General features: G+C 45.2%; 14 protein-coding genes. 4 read left to right on the top strand and 10 right to left on the bottom strand.

Features of this window, described 5'->3' with window-relative positions; translation table 11 throughout:
- Nucleotides 1-119 precede the first annotated feature (119 nt).
- From PSE7429_RS13670 to PSE7429_RS13655, 4 genes are all read right to left on the bottom strand, one after another.
- Complete coding sequence (locus PSE7429_RS13670; RefSeq protein WP_009627814.1) at nt 120-1,673, bottom strand: YcjF family protein; 1,554 nt, start codon at nt 1,671-1,673, stop codon at nt 120-122.
- 17 nt (nt 1,674-1,690) lie between these two features.
- A complete protein-coding gene (locus PSE7429_RS13665; RefSeq protein WP_009627813.1) occupies nt 1,691-4,582 on the bottom strand; it encodes a cation-translocating P-type ATPase in 2,892 nt (963 codons plus the stop codon).
- Nucleotides 4,583-4,720: 138 nt separating this feature from the next.
- Entirely contained in the window at nt 4,721-5,320 is a 600-nt protein-coding gene (locus PSE7429_RS13660) for a hypothetical protein (protein ID WP_009627812.1), read from the bottom strand.
- Nucleotides 5,321-5,507: 187 nt separating this feature from the next.
- Complete coding sequence (locus PSE7429_RS13655; RefSeq protein ID WP_009627811.1) at nt 5,508-6,413, bottom strand: type IV pilin-like G/H family protein; 906 nt, start codon at nt 6,411-6,413, stop codon at nt 5,508-5,510.
- An 88-nt stretch (nt 6,414-6,501) separates the two neighbouring features.
- On the opposite strand from PSE7429_RS13655, the gene PSE7429_RS13650 reads away from it, so the two are divergent.
- Nucleotides 6,502-7,278: a formylglycine-generating enzyme family protein gene (locus PSE7429_RS13650; protein WP_009627810.1), complete on the top strand. Its 777-nt coding sequence runs from the start codon at nt 6,502-6,504 to the stop codon at nt 7,276-7,278.
- Nucleotides 7,279-7,308: 30 nt separating this feature from the next.
- On the opposite strand, the gene PSE7429_RS13645 is transcribed toward PSE7429_RS13650, so the two are convergent.
- From PSE7429_RS13645 to kdpA, 6 genes are all read right to left on the bottom strand, one after another.
- The gene (locus PSE7429_RS13645) at nt 7,309-7,869 is read right to left on the bottom strand and encodes a deoxycytidylate deaminase (RefSeq protein WP_009627809.1); all 561 of its coding nucleotides are present in this window, start codon (nt 7,867-7,869) and stop codon (nt 7,309-7,311) included.
- A gap of 435 nt (nt 7,870-8,304) precedes the next feature.
- Nucleotides 8,305-9,423, bottom strand: a complete 1,119-nt coding sequence (locus tag PSE7429_RS13640; protein ID WP_009627808.1) for a universal stress protein — start codon at nt 9,421-9,423, stop codon at nt 8,305-8,307.
- Between the two features lie 198 nt (nt 9,424-9,621).
- On the bottom strand, nt 9,622-10,254 hold the full coding sequence (gene kdpC / locus PSE7429_RS13635; RefSeq protein WP_009627807.1) for a K(+)-transporting ATPase subunit C: 633 nt from the start codon (nt 10,252-10,254) through the stop codon (nt 9,622-9,624).
- Between the two features lie 4 nt (nt 10,255-10,258).
- Entirely contained in the window at nt 10,259-10,549 is a 291-nt protein-coding gene (locus tag PSE7429_RS13630; protein ID WP_009627806.1) for a potassium-transporting ATPase subunit F, read from the bottom strand.
- An 18-nt stretch (nt 10,550-10,567) separates the two neighbouring features.
- On the bottom strand, nt 10,568-12,580 hold the full coding sequence (gene kdpB / locus PSE7429_RS13625) for a potassium-transporting ATPase subunit KdpB (protein ID WP_040688688.1): 2,013 nt from the start codon (nt 12,578-12,580) through the stop codon (nt 10,568-10,570).
- Between the two features lie 98 nt (nt 12,581-12,678).
- Nucleotides 12,679-14,400: a potassium-transporting ATPase subunit KdpA gene (gene kdpA, locus PSE7429_RS13620; protein WP_009627804.1), complete on the bottom strand. Its 1,722-nt coding sequence runs from the start codon at nt 14,398-14,400 to the stop codon at nt 12,679-12,681.
- Between the two features lie 387 nt (nt 14,401-14,787).
- Between kdpA and PSE7429_RS13615 the strand changes: the two genes are divergently transcribed.
- The 3 genes from PSE7429_RS13615 to PSE7429_RS13605 all read left to right on the top strand — a co-directional run bounded on the left by PSE7429_RS13615 (nt 14,788) and on the right by PSE7429_RS13605 (nt 17,488).
- Nucleotides 14,788-15,009 (top strand): hypothetical protein, encoded by a 222-nt coding sequence (locus tag PSE7429_RS13615; RefSeq protein ID WP_009627803.1) that lies wholly within the window; start codon nt 14,788-14,790, stop codon nt 15,007-15,009.
- 139 nt (nt 15,010-15,148) lie between these two features.
- The gene (locus PSE7429_RS13610) at nt 15,149-16,240 is read left to right on the top strand and encodes a sensor histidine kinase (protein ID WP_009627802.1); all 1,092 of its coding nucleotides are present in this window, start codon (nt 15,149-15,151) and stop codon (nt 16,238-16,240) included.
- Between the two features lie 582 nt (nt 16,241-16,822).
- Nucleotides 16,823-17,488 carry a response regulator transcription factor gene (locus PSE7429_RS13605; RefSeq protein WP_009627801.1) on the top strand — a complete coding sequence of 222 codons (666 nt, stop codon included), beginning with the start codon at nt 16,823-16,825 and terminating at the stop codon, nt 17,486-17,488.
- Nucleotides 17,489-17,634: the final 146 nt, after the last annotated feature.

The following is a 17,634-nucleotide window of genomic DNA, read 5'->3' as shown; positions in this document are numbered from 1 at the left end:
CGTTGCTTCGCAACGCTTTCAAAAATTTCCTTGGTTTGGGTTTAAGCGCAAAGCGCTGTAGGATAAATCAAAATCCAAACATTGATTGATGGCGCGGAGCGCCATCAATCAATGTTTGCTTAGGACTGCTTCATGAGAACCATGACCCGACTGACAGCTTCTCGAACAAAGGCTTTGAGAAATTCATCGCGGCGATTTAATTGGAACTGTCGTTGTACCACTTCGGCAATTCCCCCATCACCCCAATCGCGATCGCGACTGAAATATTCAATGAAACTCTTGCCCGCAATACGCGTGAGATAGGCTGCTGTTACTGATTGAACGGTGGCTTTGAGAACTAGTCCCACGACAGTTACGGAAATTAAGGTGGTAATAATTTGCACTACCCCTTTTACAATTCCCAAACTAACGAGAGTGCGTGTCAGCGAGTTAGCTAATTCTTTACCGCGATCCATATTGATCTCACAACCATAGACCCTCCCAATTTCCACCACCATTTGGGCATTGATCGCAGCCGTAGCGAGGAGATCGACTACGGGCAAGGGCGTAGCGAAAACTACGCCTACCACCAACCATTGGAACTTCTCGACCACCTTTTCGGCTTCCTGTTGTTGCTGTTGGGCGAGGGCTTCGCGGGTTTCCTCGGTGAGCCTCTGCGATCGCAATAGCACGTTATCGGCAACCAACTCATCCCCTTCATAACTGAGAATATCGAGAAGACGCGACAACAGGGGTTGAATTTTGGGTTTGGGCGTAACGACTGTCCCCGAATCGAGGGTAATAGCGGCAGGATTTGCGGCGATCGCGACGATATCTTCTGGGGGAATAAAATCCAAAACCCGTGATCGCAAACTGGTGTGGATGATATCGCGATCGCTGGGGGTGAGGCGATCGATTTTATTGAAGGCGAGAATGGTGCGCTTGCCGATTTCCGTAAGGGCTTTGAGAACTTCATACTCCGATCGGCGCAAATCATCATCGACGACAAAGACAATGAGGTCAGCTTCGGTTGCGATTTGCCGAGCCTCCCTTTCGCGATCGCTCCCTAGGGCACTCGCCTCTAAAATTCCTGGACAATCGGTAATTTGGACGGGGACATCTAAATTTGCAAATCGCACAGGTGCATAGAATTTCCCCAACTGGGTCGTCCCCATGGTCGCACCAATCTCCCCGCGGCGATCTTCGCGGCGATTATCGAGATCGCGATCGGCAAGATCGAGCAATCCATTAACTAGGGAAGTTTTGCCTGCGGAGCCGACCCCAAACACAACTACCCGTAACTCTTGACGGATAAAGTTGTTTTTGAGCTGTTCGGTCTGTTCGGATAGCGAGCGCCGCGTGACTTCATCTTGAATTTGCTCCACCTGACGCTCTAGCGCTTCAAGACTATCTTGAGCTGCTTCGATCTTGTCCGTCGGGACTTCGGGAAGGGGACGCGGTTTAGAGGGCTCAGCCTGAAATAAGCGTAAATAGCGCCAGACCAATAAGCCCAATCCTGCCAATAGTCCGATGACCAATAGGACGACAAACCCTCCGAGGATCGGCGAAGTTGTGGCGGCAATTGCTTGATAGATTTGGATCAGGCGATCAAGTAATGGAACAACAAAAGAAATTACTAAGGCTATACAGCCGATGGTAATTAGCGATCGCCACCAAGAGAATCTATTTTTCATAGTCCTTTTTCATAGTCCTATTTGGCAGATGCTGACAAACGACGCTTGCTCCACCACCTGAAGCCGATTTTCTCTAACTCGACCCATAGCACTAATAACAGACTAAATCCAAAGCATAAACCAAGTTCCGAAGCATTCAGGGCATTCGTTCCGAAAAATTGCCTTAAGCTCGGCACGTAGAGCAGGGCAAGTTGTAAAATCGTGGTAAAAATCACGGAAACTAGGAGGTAGGGGTTAGAGATGGGATTTAACTCGATCAACAACTTGGAATCGGAACGACAGGCGAGGGCGTGCCCCATTTGGGCAATGCAAAGGGTTGTGAAGGTGATAGTTTGCCAATGCTCGTGCCATGAGGGATTACCAGAGTTGTAAGCGATTTCCATTAAGGCGATCGTTTGCAATCCGAAGATAACACCAATACGGAGGATATACCAACCCAAACCCCGCGCAAAGATGTTTTCTTGAGGATTAAATGGAGGTCGCTCCATCACATCATCTTCCGCTGGTTCCACCGCAAGGGCAAGGGCTGGTACACCATCGGTCACTAGATTCATCCAGAGAATCTGTAGGGGCGTGAGGGGCACGGCTCCAAAGCCAAGAAATGGGGTCGAAGCGATCGCAATGACCTCACCGACATTACTGCCGAGAATATATTTAATGAAGCGACGAATATTGGCGTAAACCGTGCGTCCTTCTTCAGTTGCCGCCACGATTGTGGCATAGTTATCATCTAACAAAATCATGTCACTGGCTTCTTTGGAAACATCGGTTCCCGTAATTCCCATCGCAATGCCAATATTCGCTTGCTTCAGGGCTGGGGCATCGTTTACGCCATCACCAGTCATCGCGACTACCTCACCCGATCGCTGTAAAGCTTGCACGATTCGGAGTTTATGCTCGGGCGAAACTCTCGCATATACGGTAGTTTGCCGAGCGATCGCCGTTAGTTCTTCATCATCCATATGTTCGATTTCACGACCCGTGAGCACTCTATTGCTATCGGGATAGAAAATATTCAGATCGCGGGCGATCGCTTGAGCTGTCAGTTGATGGTCGCCCGTGATCATAATCGTGTGAATTCCCGCATGTTGACTGATCTGCACGGCGGTGGCGGCTTCCCCACGGAGGGCATCGCGAATGCCAACTAAGCCCAACCAAACGAGATTATTTTCGATGTTGGGGAGTTCGGTTTCGGTTGGTAAATTCTCTAAAGGAAGATAGGCAAACCCTAAAACGCGCATTCCCTTAGAGGCAAGCAGATTGTTTTGAGTGTTAATAGAGTTGATCTGTGAAATCGAGATGGGATTGCTCTGCTTCTCATTATGTATGCGATCGCAGCGCTCTAGAACTAACTCAGGCGAACCTTTGCAAAAGAGAATGTAAGCTGTTTGGGGCAGTAAGGCAGCGATCGTGCGGATCGATTCGGGGGTATCTTCGGCATCCATACTTTTGATTTCTGCGATCGCACTCATGAGTTTGCGTTCAGAACTAAAGGGAATCTCCGCAACTCTAGCAAAATAGCTAATCAGTTGATCATGCCGAAAATTGGCTTTGCCCGCCAAGGTTAACAAAGCGCCTTCGGTCGGGTCGCCAATAATTTGCCATTGCGATTTGTCTAGACCTGTAGGCAAGGGAATTAAACCGTTCGCGCCTTGATTGTTAGCATTATCTTTCTGTAAATAGGAATCGTTACAAATCACTCCCGCCGCTAATAAAATTTGTAATTCTGGGCATTGATAGATACTCAAATCACTAGCTAGCATATCCCCCGCCAGTCGAGAAATCGCAAATTCCCCGATCGGTTCATAACCAGTTCCCCCAATCTGAGCGACATAGTTCGCCGTGAATGCGCTTTCCGCCACCATTTTGTTTTGGGTGAGCGTACCCGTTTTGTCAGAACAAATCACGGTTACTGAACCGAGGGTTTCCACCGCAGGCAGCTTGCGAATGAGCGCGTGGCGCTTGACCATCCTTTGCGTTCCCAAAGCTAAAGTCACCGTGATCACCGCAGGCAGACCTTCAGGAACTGCCGCCACCGCCATACTCAAGGATGTGTTCAATAATTTAACTAAATCACCATGCCGCCACAGTCCAATGCCAATTACGAGAACCACCAGTACCAAAGAAGCAATCACTAGAACCTGCGAAAGCTCTCCCATTCGTTTTTGTAATGGAGTTTCTTCTATTTCCACATCCTGCAATAGATTGGCAATCTTTCCTAATTGCGTTTCCATCCCCGTTGCCACGACGATCATGATGCCTCGCCCCTGCAAGACTTCCGTACCCTGAAATACCATATTGCGACGATCGCCTAGGGATTCATCGGCATTAAACAAGCGATCGGCAAACTTTTCTACACCCTGCGATTCCCCCGTGAGCGCTCCTTCTCTAACCTTGAGGCTTACAGCCTGCAATAAGCGTCCATCCGCCGCAATCTGCATTCCCGCATCCACAAATACGATATCGCCGATGACTAATTCTGCCGATGGAAGTTCGGCAATTTTACCCTCCCGTAATACGCGTACGTTGGGAGCTGCCATTAGCTTTAATGCAGCTAGGGCTTTCTCAGCACGACTTTCCTGTACATAGCCCAAAATTCCATTGAGAATGACGATCGCCGCGATCGCGATCGCATCTTTGGGAAAATTCCCTTCTCGCAGATCTAAAAATGCCGAAACGACAGCCACGCCCATCAACATCAGTAACATGATGTTGGTAAACTGATCGATAAAAATGCTGAGTCGGGCTCTTCCTGTTTTACCTTTTAGCTCATTGCGTCCATAGATATTTTGGCGATCGCTAATTTGCCAAGACTCCAGCCCCATTTCGGGATTAGTATCCAACGCGGCGATCGTTTCATCGATTGTCAGCGCGTGCCAAACTTGCTTAGTTGGTATATTTGTTGCCATCGGGGTTGTCAACGCTCTTGCTTCTGAAGTCTCTGTTTAAGCCTATCAGAGTCTATCCTATCTCTAAACTAAGATGTATTGAGAGATTGTTACGCTTGCATAGGCACGATCTCCATCCAGATTAAACAGAATAAATAGTTAAGAACGCTTACCCGCCGTAAATCTATACCACTCGCCTACAATGGGATAATATTCATAAATATCAGAGCCAAAATGGTAGCTCCCATAGGGGTTAGGCTGATAGGCAAATCCATAAAAGTCAGAGATATCAATAAAGCGAAAGTTCCCAGTACTGAAGTAGATACCCCCACGGCTATCGCGATCGCATTCTATGACGCGATAGAAACCTAACTGTTGGTTAATTGGTTTGCTATTACAGATTGAGTTGAGCTTATCCGCATTAACAATAATTGCCTCAAATGCAGGGCGTGACATCGAAAAGGCAACTGTTTGGGGCAGATTAGTTAGTAATAAAATTACTGTTAAACCCACAGTTATTATGGCGGTGGTTAGTAATGTTTGATCTTTAGGGAAAAAATTTATTTTCTTTAAGATTTGCATCCCAACTAGAATTATCACTACCAATAAAACTAGAAGCGGGATTCCATAAATAGTTAGGAGCCAAAAAAGAATAAATAGCAAACTGACAAGCTCTCCAGGGAAGCAACTAATCCACAGCACTCCCAGACAAATTAGTTGCAAGAGCAACAACAATATAAATAAGAAACGATTCGCCATTCTTCAGCTCTCTATTTATAGCTATAGTCACTTACAGCAATTACCGATCAAACGAACACAAGGAAATTTTTGAAAGCGTTGCTTCGCAACGCTTTCAAAAATTTCCTTGGTTTGGTTTTGAGCGCAAAGCGCTGTAAAACCTAGAAGAGCATACCTCCCGCTTAGCGGGAGGTATGCTCTTCTAGGTTTACGGATCGATGAAAGTGTAATTATTTGGACATCGGTATCCTTCATCCTGATTTTGGGGCTTTGAGGCAATTGCTTTGGTTGTAAGATTGCTCTCGCACATTATTAATCTGGTGGCTTTTTGCCCATTTTCTCCAGAGATCGTATAGATAATTCCCGTATAAGCCTTCAACCCATCTTTTACAGGAATAGCGCTATGCTGTACCATTAACTCAGATCCTTCTGTGAATAGATTGATCTTGTATGTATAAAGATCTGAATTTAGCTGTAGTCCAGATTTGATTTGATTGATATCGGTTGAGAATTGTCCCTTTTCTTGAAATATTTGCTGTTGCGATCGCATAATTGCACGAATAGAAGCTTTACCTTCGTTCTCGCGGATCGAGGCTGTGGAACTAGCGAGATCTGCTGATTTAAGTATTTTAATATCGCTATCAATGGTCATGCGATCGGAAATCTTCGTTAACTGTTGTGGTTGCCAACCTAAGTCATTGGGGCGAACTTGATCGGGAACTGTGTTAGCTATTTTTAATAATCCATTTCGATCAACTTCATAGATAGTTTGAGTAGTGAGATCGCCAAAAACGAAGTCGAGTTCTTGGGGGTTCGTATGAGCATTCGCTTTGAATTTCCCAGCGATCGCTATTCTGCCCGACGATAAATCGTTAGAGAAAATATATACATTGCCATCGATATCATTTTGGGTTTCAAAAACCGCCGTACCTATTTTGCCTCCATCTGAATTTTTAAATTCCCAAGTTCCTGCTAACTTTTGAGTTGAGGCATCTCGAACGCGATCACTTGTGGGATTACAGCTAACCAGTAATCCTGAAACTAGCCCTGAGGTAAAAAAGACGAAGGCGATTGATTGATTAGCAAACGCTCTCTTAAAAAATATGTTGAACATGTAATACTTAAATTAGAAACGCCATATAATTTAGACTTATTTAGCAATTTAGCAAAATATTACAAATTTTTAGGAACTAAGTTTGGTTATGGGAAGCAATCTTGAACAATTGTATTGCGAATATTTAGGGGAAGATAGTTTTTTAGAGTTGTTACTTATTCCTGAAGGTAAGTTCATGATGGGAACTTCCTATAAACATGAAGGTTATAACAGTGAAAAACCGCAACAGCAAGTAAATATCTCTTCATTCTATCTGGGGAAATTTCCAGTTACGCAACGACAATGGCGAGCGGTCGCTCGATTGCCTGAAGTTGGCAGTGCGCTCAATCCCGATGTTTCTCACTTTAAGAATGAATTTGCGCCTGTAGATAATATCTCATGGGCAGATGCGATCGAGTTTTGTAAAAGGCTGCGTAAGCTGACTAAAAAAGCTTATCGCCTACCTAGCGAAGCAGAATGGGAATATGCTTGTCTGGGCGGGAAATCAACTCGCTATTCCTTTGGAGAGGAAATTAGTACGGACTTTGCCAATTATGATGGTAGTCTTCAGTATGATTCTAACGCAGTTGTAAAATATCGCGAGGGAACTACTCCTGTCGGAACCTTTCCTGCCAATGATTTTGGGCTGTATGACATGCATGGTAACGTCTGGGAGTGGTGTGCCGATCCTTGGCATGAAGATTATCGGGGTAGACCTGCCAATGGTTCAGTTTGGGAATTGGGAGGAGATATGCAGTATCGCGTACTTCGGGGTGGTTCTTGGAAACATGATGAATGGGAATGTAGAGCGGCAAATCGGCGCAAAGACCCTTTTGTGAATTGGTACAACTACTATGGATTTCGGATTGCTCTCTCCGAAAACTAATGACAATTCATCGATACCATTCTTTCGGGGCTAACCAGAAAATAAGCGCAATTCAGAAGTAGGGGAGTTCAGAAATAAATTCGCTCTTTGGAGAACGGATGGTGATATTTGAATTTGCTTGAGAACCACTAATCCTTCGTCTATAAAGGATTGGCATAGGGCTGCATTGTTACCTTTATTAAAGGTTGTTTCATAATAAACTTCGCGAATGCCTGCCGATACCACCAACTTTAAACAGGAAATACAGGGTTCTAACGTGACGTAAATACTCGCGCCATCAGTAGGAATGCCATGCTTGGCTGCTTGAGCGATCGCATTGGCTTCAGCGTGAACGGCTCTAGAGGGAAATTCTTTGCTGGCATCACAGGTAAGAACATTGGGGTAGCAATAACCTTGAGTAGTGCAATGAACGGAGCCTGAGGGTGAGCCATTGTAGCCCGTAGCTAGCACCTGCTTATCCTTGACAATTACTGCCCCGACTGGAAAAGCCAGACAGGTCGATCGCATAGCTGCGAGTTTGGTCAGCAGCATAAAATACTCGTCCCATGTGGGTCGTTGTTGAAATGCTACCTTATCGATCGATTCGGTCATGGTTAATGCAGGGAGATAGGGTTTGCAAGATGGCGCAAAATAGTTTACCGCACAAGTTATCCCAAAGCGAAAAATGGCTACGCCATTTTTCGCTTTGAAAACCCTTACTGGGTTTGGTTTTTAATTCACAAAAGTGTGCCAACACTTTTGTGAATTGGTATAAGTATCTAGGCATAATTAAAGACCAAAGCCAGAGAGCATACCGCCCGCTGCGCGGGCGGTATGCTCTTCTGGCTTTTAAGTTTACTTATGCCTAGATACTTAACTAACGTGAGTTCGGGATAATTTGAAACGGGCTTCGAGAAAGGGTTTGCGTAGCAAACCCTTTCTCGAAGCCCGTTTCAAATTATCCCAAACCCCTAAAGATAAATGGCGGCGCGAAGCGCCGCCATTTATCTTTAGGGGTTTGGGATAAGAGCATAGTGAGGACAATCCTCACTTTTTACTTCCATCCTCATCGCCAATTTTACTGGTGGAAATAATATGAATATCGACATTCTTAAGTAATCGCAAAATCCTTTGGGTCAGTGACCCCTTAAATAAAATTTGCCACCGCGATTTTTGGCTTTCTCCCATCACAATCTGGGTAACCCGATAATTTTTTGCCGTATCCACGATCGCCTTTAAAGCATTACTATCGCTTACCCGAATAAAAGTACCTTCAAATTCTTTGCACAATCGTTCGCAAGTCTCTATATGGAGGCTTTCGGCTTTGGTTAAAAACCGTTCAGGGTCGTCAACAAATAGAACATAAAGCTGGGCATGCATATAGCCTGCAATCCTCGCACCTCGCCGCAATAACTGTAAAGAATTAGGATAGGTAGAAACGCAAACTAACACCCGTTCGTGAATGTTACAAACTAGATTGCTAGCCGAATTATTAGAATCATGGGCTTCGAGATCGTCTTCAATATTATCGGCAATTTCTCTCAGTGCTAACTCCCGTAGGGCAATCAAATGACGACGCTGAAAAAAGTTGTTAAGGGATTGATCGATTTTTTCAGGTGCATAGATTTTTCCATCGCGGAGTCTTTCCTGCAAGGTTTCAGGCGTGACATCGACTACGACCACTTCATCGGCTACCTCTAAAATGCGATCGGGAATGCGCTCTCTGACGATCACCCCCGTTATTTTCGCCACGGTATCATTAAGGCTCTCGATATGTTGAATATTAACAGTGGAATAGACATCAATTCCTGCTTCTAGCAGCACTTCCACATCCTGATAGCGTTTTTCGCGTTCGGCATTGGGAACGTTAGTATGCGCCAATTCATCCACTAGCGCTAATTGTGGCTGTCTCTCAAGGATTGCATTAGTATCCATTTCTGTGAGCGTCACCGACTCCCAACTAATTTGTTGGCGCGGGATTAATTCCAAACCGATCGCTTTGGCTTTCGTTTCAGCACGATTATGGGTTTCCAGCAACCCAATTACAACATCAATACCTTCCGAGCGCAGTCGATGAGCCTCTTCTAGCATTCGATAGGTTTTACCAACTCCAGGACTCATGCCAATAAATATTTTGTGTTTACCACGACGATGGGTTCTAATCATAGTTCTTTCTGCTTATAGAGCTAAAACCTGTAGCGTTGCGCTACAGGTTTTGGAGTTTTATATTTAATTGCACCCAGCTACTTATCCCTTCGAGTTATACCAATTCCCAAAAGTGTGGCTACACTTTTGGGAATTAAAAACCAAACCCAGTAAGGGTTTTCAAATCACAAAATGGCATAGCCATTTTGTGATTTGGTATCATGCCTTCGATAGGTTGTCTAATGCAAGATTTAACTTTAATACATTCACCCCATCTTCTCCAAAAATGCCGAGAAACCGACGATCAGTACTTAGTTCGATCAGTTTTTCTAGTTGGCTCGGCTCGACTTTCCTTGCGAGAGCGACTTTCTGGATTTGGGCTTTAGCGGCTTCAGGGGTGATATGGGGATCGAGTCCAGAGCCAGAGGTATAAATGAGATCGGCAGTGGGATTAATACCTGCTTTTTGCAATCTCGGTAAATCCCCCTCGATCGCCTTACTAGGATCGGCATCGGCTTTGCCCTTGATGCGCCCGAGCAGATCGGGATTACTTGGTGCTAAGTTACTTCCACCCGATATGCCCGTTTTGAGAAGGCCCGCCGTATCCTTTTGAGGGTCGGCAGTGCTGTAGCTGATGGTACTGGGTCGGCTATTAAAATATTTGTCACTGGTAAAGGGTTGTCCAATGAGACTCGAACCGATCACCTGTCCTTGAGAATTGCGGATTAAACTTCCATTTGCTTGATAAGGAAAGCCACCTTGAGCGATCGCAATCATGGCAAAGGGATAAATTACCGCAACCAACAACCAAAGAACGAGGGTAGTCCGAATAGCTTTGATAATTTCATTCATAGGATTAAAATTTCTCAGGTTGGAACATGACGGCAAAGAGATAAATGGAAAAGCTAACGGTGGCAATCCCTAATAGCCCTAAGGCATAAGCTTGAAAGCGGGTAAAACTATCGGCATTAGCGGCGAAGACCGCAGGGGCAGCTACGAGATTCAGACAAAAGGCAAGAAATAAGTAGATTGGATATTTCCGTTTAATCACAAGTTGCCCAAGACTCCCAAGATCTTCGAGGGGAAAGCCGCTAACAATATCTTTAGAAAAGTAATTTGGAGAAAAGTAATTTGGGGATTTTTTCATGATTTGCAATGGGATAAATTAGGCGATGGGCAAGAGAATATCGATGAATTTAATGGCAATAAATGGAGCAATCACGCCACCTAGCCCATAGAGCAGAATATTGCGCTGTAGGAGTTGATCGGCAGTAAGAGGACGAAACTTCACACCTTTAAGAGCCAAGGGAATTAGGGCTGGAATGATCAGGGCATTGTAGATTAACGCGGAGAGAATTGCCGACTGGGGACTTTTTAAACCCATGACATTCAAAGCACCAATCCCTGCGGCAGCAAATATGGTAGGAATGATGGCGAAATACTTCGCAATGTCATTGGCGATCGAGAAGGTGGTCAAAGCGCCACGGGTAATCAGCAATTGCTTGCCGATCGCCACGAGATCGATTAACTTGGTCGGATCGGAATCTAAATCCACCATATTAGCCGCCTCTTTTGCCGCCTGTGTTCCTGAATTCATGGCAACGCCCACATTGGCTTGCGCGAGTGCAGGTGCATCGTTCGTGCCGTCGCCCGTCATGGCAACTAGCTTGCCCTGAGACTGTTCGCGGCGAATTACTTCAATTTTATCTTCGGGTGTCGCTTCGGCAATAAAGTCATCGACTCCCGCCTCTTCGGCAATTACCGAGGCAGTAATCTGGTTGTCTCCCGTGAGCATAATCGTGCGCACGCCCATCCGTCGTAATTGATCGAATCGCTCTCTCAGTCCTGGCTTAACGATATCTTTGAGATAGATCACGCCATACAAATCACCACCCTGACATACTCCTAAGGGCGTGCCACCGAGTTTCGATACTTTTTCGTAGGCAGCTTCAAACTCTTCGGGGACGTTGCCAGAACGCGATCGCACAAAGCCACGGATCGCATCAACGGCTCCTTTGCGAACTTCGATCGCATCGGGGAGGTCAGTACCACTCATACGGGTACGGGCAGAAAATTCAATACCCTTGGACTGTTCCCGATCAAACTTTACCACCGCTCCTGATTGTTCAGCTAACTGGACGATTGAACGCCCCTCAGGGGTTTCATCAAAGATACTAGCGGCTAAAGCCACGGAAGCGATCTCGGCGAGAGAATGTCCATTCACAGGAATGAATTCATCGGCAAGGCGATTGCCAAGGGTAATCGTGCCAGTTTTATCTAGCACCAAGGTATTGATATCGCCGCAAGCCTCAACCGCCCGACCCGATGTCGCAATCACATTAAATTGAGCAACCCGATCCATACCCGCAATCCCGATCGCACTGAGTAATCCGCCAATCGTCGTCGGAATCAGGGCAACCAATAGGGAAATGAGAATGGCGATCGTCGTCGGTGTTTGCACGTAATTGGCAAGGGGAGTGACCGTCGCCACCACAATCAAAAATACCTGCGTCAGCACCGTCAGCAGGACGGTTAAGGCAATTTCGTTAGGGGTTTTTGTCCGCTCAGCTCCCTCCACGAGGGCAATCATGCGATCAATAAACCCCTGTCCAGGATCGGCAGTAATCTTAATAGTCAGCTCGTCGGAAACCACCCGAGTACCACCCGTAACCGAACTCGCAATATCCGTTCCTGGTTGCTTAAGCACTGGTGCGGATTCACCTGTAATTGCCGATTCATCTACCGAAGCCAAACCCGCAATCACTTCTCCATCAGCGGGAATCATCTCGCCGATCTTGACCTTAACGAGATCGCCTCGGCGTAGCTCCGTAGAGCTAATTTGCTCGATCGCACCATCGGGCAGCACTTTACTAGCGATCGTATCCGATCGTGTCGTCCGCAATGAGTCCGCCTGCGCTTTACCTCGTCCCTCAGCGATCGCTTCGGCAAAGTTGGCAAACAAGACTGTAAAGAAGAGAATAATCGTAATTAAGCCATTGAGAACCCTCTCTTTGTTAGGATCGGCTGCCACAGTTCCAAATAAATTGGGATCGATCGTGACTAATAGAGTGACAATCGTCCCCACCCACACCATGAACATCACGGGATTGCGAACGGCTATACGGGGATTGAGCTTCCGAAATGCATCCCGAACCGCCCGTTGATACAGTCCAGCCATAGATGCCTTGGGAGTATGGCGGCGCGAGTCGCGGGTGCTACCGAGGGATTGCTTCTTTGACGAAGATGAGTTAATGCTTGAATTATTATTCATGGATTTTAGCCGCCTCTAGCGATGAGAAAAGCTTCAGCAACGGAGCCGAGAGCCAATACGGGAAAGAAAGTTAATGCGCCCATAATCAAAATCACACCTGCTGTAACACTGGTAAATAGAACCGTGTCGGTGCGTAATGTACCTGTAGTCATTGCCACGGGTTGCTTGCGCGACATACCATCCGCTAATAAAAGCAATGCGACAATCGGCACATAGCGTCCACCTAAGAGGCTCACCGAGGCACTTAGGTTCCACCACAAAGCCGTAGGTGCTGGCTGGCTATTGCCCAAACCAGCAAAGCCCGAACCATTGTTTGCCGCCGCCGAGGCATATTCATAGATTACTTGAGTCAATCCATGAAACCCAGGATTACTAATTCCTGCTAACTGATCGGGAAATGCTAAGGCGATCGCACCAGGAATAAGTATAAAAATGGGATGGATCAACAAAATCAAGAAACTGGTCAAGACCACTTCATTTTTCTCAATTTTGCGCCCCAAAAATTCTGGAGTTCTACCAACCATTAGCCCAGTCACAAATACAGCTAAAATCGAATAGGCAAATAGATAAGCCGTACCCGTGCCTTGCCCTCCCCAAATAATTTGCAAGAACAGATTGGACATCGTAATAAAAGCGCCACTGGGCATGAGCGAATCGAACATCGAGTTGACAGCACCAGTCATCGTTCCTGTCGTCGTCACTGAAAACAAAGCCGTCTGAGCCCAGCCAAACCTGATTTCTTTACCTTCAAAGTTCGGACTCTGTTTGCCTAGAACGGCATTAACCAGAGAATTACCTTGATATTCGCCAATCCCTGTAACAATAATGAATCCCACAAAGATAATAAACACCATGCCAAACAATAACCACGACATTTTGCGATTATTGGCGATTTCTCCATAGGTAAAAATTAGCGCTGTCGGAATGGAAATCATCGCTAATGTCTGAAGAAGATTGGAAAATCCATTGGGATTTTCTAAGGGATGTGCCGAATTAGCGGCAAAGAATCCACCACCATTTTCGCCAAGTTGTTTGATGAACTCGAAATGAGCCACGGGACCTAAAGCGATCGCTTGGCTGATGCTCGGATCCTCTAAAGTGGGAACAACCACTGGGGCTGATAGGGTTTCAGGAACGCCTGAAATAATCAAAGCGATCGTACCGATAATACTAATCGGCAAAAGAATGCGCGTAATTGACTTGATCAGATCGACATAGAAATTTCCAAGCGATCGACCAGTCAACCCACGAATAAAAGCGATACCTACCGCAATACCCGTAGCAGCAGACACAAAAAACATAAATCCCAATCCCAAAGTCTGCGTAAAGTAACTCAGGGTAGTTTCACCAGCATAATGTTGTTGGTCTGTGTTAGTAATAAACGAAATAGTTGTATGTAAGATCGTATCCCAGCTTGGAGCGCTCATTCCCGTTGGGTTGAGGGGGAGAATGCCCTGAAAGTTCATAATCAGCGCCAATATTACCGCCATCGCCAAATTGCTATACAAAATCGCGCGGGAATATTGCCAGCCCGTCATAGGAGCAGCTACTTGCCGATTACTCTGAATACCACTGAGATTAAATAGCAAATTCTCTAATGGGTTTAAAATTGAGTCCAGTAAAGTCTTTTGTCCCAGAAACACCCGTGCGATGTAACCGCCCAAAATTGGGGCGATCGCCACAATCAGCACCAGCGTCAGTCCAATTTGAATCCATCCTTGTAGCATGGTGGAGATTTTCCTTTTGAGTCGATAAACTATCAGGAAACCATTCCTAACAGTCAAATCATCGATCCATTTTCTCCGCTTGACAAGGTATATCTTTGTGTTTAGAACGCTCTTGCTTACTGATATCTAGGTTCAAGCTTGGTAAAGATTGCGCCGTTTAGACTGCGTTTAGATGGTGTTTAGTTGGCGATCGCTTACTTTGGATATGCTTTTTTCGATACTTGATAAACTTGGATTTAGAACTGAGTTTACTTTTAGCAGTCTAGAAAGTGCTTCTATTAAAATCCAAACGAAGGATTTAGCCAAAGCAGCTTAGTTATTTTTGCCTTTTCATTTTTTCGATTTCAGCTACAATCTTGTGTAAATTCATCCTATAGCTTAAACGCTATGACTTTTCAGAAACTTCACGAACAAGTTCTAACACTTCCCGAAGATGATCGTTGGGAATTAATCAATATCTTAATGAAATCCCTGCGGTCAAAACCTCCATTGGTGAACAGATACAAGGGGCTTGCATCAAGTTTAGTGGGTATTGCGAAGACTAATGCGCCTGCACCTACGGATGAGGAGGTTAAATCTATTTTAGAAACAAGACTCTTGCAGAAGTAATGAAGGTCTTATTTGATCAAATGTTATACTAGATGCGGTGTTGGCGCTTGTTCCCTTTGTCGAAAATGCTGCGTATCTTTTAGAGGCAGTGGAACTAGGCAGAAATTATTGATAGAAACCACGAGGCTAAGCTAAAGGAATGTCCCAAAAACAATCTGCACCATCTTGGCGATCGCCTTCATTTTGGATGGTTGGCGGACTGTTTGCGCTGGTGTTTACCTTAGAGTATGCTACGCCGCCAGACTATGTGATGAGCTATCTATATATCAGTCCGATCCTAATTGCCAATTCGCGACTGAGCCGTACAGCCTCTTTTCTACTGATATCAGCCGCAGTTATTTTGACATTACTAAATATTTGGATTCCCAATAATCCAGAAATTCATGGATCGATGGTAGTAAATCGCATAGTCACCATCTTTGCACTAATCGTAACGGGACTTTTGAGCGATCGCTATAGTCAAACCCAACAAACTCTATTCCAGCAGCAGTCAAAGCTGCAATCCCAAGAACGAATTATGAATGTGCGCGAAGATTTTGCCTCTACGCTAGCGCATGATTTACGAACTCCATTACTCGGCGCGATCGAAACTCTGCAAGCCTTCGATCGCGAACTGTTTGGCAGTATTAGTTTCAAGCAAAAAACTGTCTTAGAAACGATGATTCGCAGTCATCAAAATAGTTTGAAGCTAGTTGAAACTCTCCTTGATGTCTATCGCAATGAAACCGAAGGATTGCAATTAAAAACAAGTCCAACTAACCTCGCAGTTTTAGCGGAAGAAGTTGCTGCATCAATGGTGCATTTGTCAACCAGTCGCAGTGTCTATTTGAATTTGCATTATGGCGATTCCGAATTTCGCAAATTTCTATGGGTAAATGGCGATGCTTTTCAATTAAGGAGGGTTTTCACAAATTTACTAACCAATGCAATTAACCATTCCCCCAGAGGGGCTAAGGTGGAAGTAATACTTGAAACTCAGTCATCCTATCAGCTCGTTCATATTGCTGATTTTGGCGCAGGGATTAAGCCCGAAGAACAGCCCTATTTGTTTGAAAGGTTTTATCAAGGTCAAAGCGATCGCTTGGCTACAGGTTCTGGGCTTGGGCTATACCTGACCCGTCAAATTATCGAAGCCCATGACGGGACGATCTGGGTCGAAAACCGTATGCCCCACGGAGCTGTCTTTGCCTTTCGTTTACCAGCCTTACCCTTTTCATCGCAATCCACCTAATACCAAAGCTGAAAATGGCTACGCCATTTTCAGCTTTGAAAACCCTGACTAGGTTTAGTTTTTAATTCACAAATTAATTCACAAAAGTGTTGTTACACTTTCATGAATTGGTATAAATATAGCAACCTTAATGAGTAGCGGCGCAAAGCGCCGCCACTCATCTTAAAGTTTCTTATGTTTTTTTGATCAGAAATTGCTGTAATTCCCTTAGCAACAGCTATAAAAAACAAACCCTGACAAGGTTTGAGATTCCAAAAATGGCAAAGCCATTTTTGGAATTGGTATAAATAGATAAAGAATGGTGGCGCAAAGCATCGCCCTTCCTTATCGTCTAAATTCTTTCCTTAATTCGCGAAAATCCCCCAAACATTGACATCCATTTAACTACATAAAGCCGCAAAATATTTTTGGTAGGAATAATAAATAGTTCGGCATAATTAAAACCAAAACCAGAGAGCATACCGCACGCGCAGCGGGCGGTATGCTCTTCTAGGTTTTAAGTTTACTTATGCCTAGCTACTTACAAAGAAAAGCACTGTAAAGCTTGTCGTCATCCCCTGCCAACAAGCCTTAGGAAAAAACATGACCTTGGATCATCTGAGAATACTTTTAGTTGAAGATGACGAATTATTTCGTCTCGGACTACAGGTACGACTGCAACAGGAAAGGCAAATAGCCTCTTTAGTGGAAGCAAGTGACGGAGAAACGGCGATCGATCTTGCCAAACAACAGCCCTTCGATCTCGTTCTTCTCGATATTGGCTTACCAGGACTAGGAGGCTTGGAGACCTGTCGCCAACTCAAACTCAATCATCCCAGATTACCAATTTTAGCCCTAACTTCGCGCAACGAGCGATCGCTGGTTTCGCGATTAGTCACGGCAGGCGCACAGGGCTATTGTCTCAAAGGAGTTGCTGCGGAAACGTTAATTCTGGCAATGCGATCGGTAGTTGCTGGGGCTTCTTGGTGGGACGCAAATGCCACCGCTGAAATTCATAATATTTTTCAAAATCAATCCTCCGAAATAACTTCAGAGGATATATCTGGAGCGAGGACAAATCTTTTAACCCGTAGGGAAAAAGAAATTCTCCTCTTAATTTCTGAGCATAAAACCAACCAAGAAATTGCCAATCTGCTCTATATTTCTGCTGGCACGGTAAGGGTGCATATTCACGCGATCCTACATAAATTTGGCGTAAGCGATCGCAAACAAGCTATTGCCTATGCCATTCAGAACAATTATTTATAAGGAAAAAATTTATATGGTAAGGATGGGCGGCACTTTGCGCCGCCCGTCCTTACCTATCTAACAATACCCCCCTATTTCTCTAACGGGAGTTCGGTTTAAGCTGGCAAGTTTTAAAAGCCCAAAAGTAAAAGCCTTGCTACGCAAGG

Source organism: Pseudanabaena biceps PCC 7429 (assembly GCF_000332215.1).
GTDB classification, from domain to species: Bacteria; Cyanobacteriota; Cyanobacteriia; order Pseudanabaenales; family Pseudanabaenaceae; genus Pseudanabaena; species Pseudanabaena biceps.
This window is presented reverse-complemented; position numbering and strand designations above follow the sequence as displayed.

Coding starts and splice junctions, on each gene's coding strand:
- PSE7429_RS13670 (WP_009627814.1), bottom strand. CDS start 1,673: ATGAAAAATAGATTCTCTTGGTGGCGATCGCTAATTACCATCGGCTGT.
- PSE7429_RS13665 (WP_009627813.1), bottom strand. CDS start 4,582: ATGGCAACAAATATACCAACTAAGCAAGTTTGGCACGCGCTGACAATC.
- PSE7429_RS13660 (WP_009627812.1), bottom strand. CDS start 5,320: ATGGCGAATCGTTTCTTATTTATATTGTTGTTGCTCTTGCAACTAATT.
- PSE7429_RS13655 (WP_009627811.1), bottom strand. CDS start 6,413: ATGTTCAACATATTTTTTAAGAGAGCGTTTGCTAATCAATCAATCGCC.
- PSE7429_RS13650 (WP_009627810.1), top strand. CDS start 6,502: ATGGGAAGCAATCTTGAACAATTGTATTGCGAATATTTAGGGGAAGAT.
- PSE7429_RS13645 (WP_009627809.1), bottom strand. CDS start 7,869: ATGACCGAATCGATCGATAAGGTAGCATTTCAACAACGACCCACATGG.
- PSE7429_RS13640 (WP_009627808.1), bottom strand. CDS start 9,423: ATGATTAGAACCCATCGTCGTGGTAAACACAAAATATTTATTGGCATG.
- kdpC (WP_009627807.1), bottom strand. CDS start 10,254: ATGAATGAAATTATCAAAGCTATTCGGACTACCCTCGTTCTTTGGTTG.
- PSE7429_RS13630 (WP_009627806.1), bottom strand. CDS start 10,549: ATGAAAAAATCCCCAAATTACTTTTCTCCAAATTACTTTTCTAAAGAT.
- kdpB (WP_040688688.1), bottom strand. CDS start 12,580: ATGGCTGGACTGTATCAACGGGCGGTTCGGGATGCATTTCGGAAGCTC.
- kdpA (WP_009627804.1), bottom strand. CDS start 14,400: ATGCTACAAGGATGGATTCAAATTGGACTGACGCTGGTGCTGATTGTG.
- PSE7429_RS13615 (WP_009627803.1), top strand. CDS start 14,788: ATGACTTTTCAGAAACTTCACGAACAAGTTCTAACACTTCCCGAAGAT.
- PSE7429_RS13610 (WP_009627802.1), top strand. CDS start 15,149: ATGTCCCAAAAACAATCTGCACCATCTTGGCGATCGCCTTCATTTTGG.
- PSE7429_RS13605 (WP_009627801.1), top strand. CDS start 16,823: ATGACCTTGGATCATCTGAGAATACTTTTAGTTGAAGATGACGAATTA.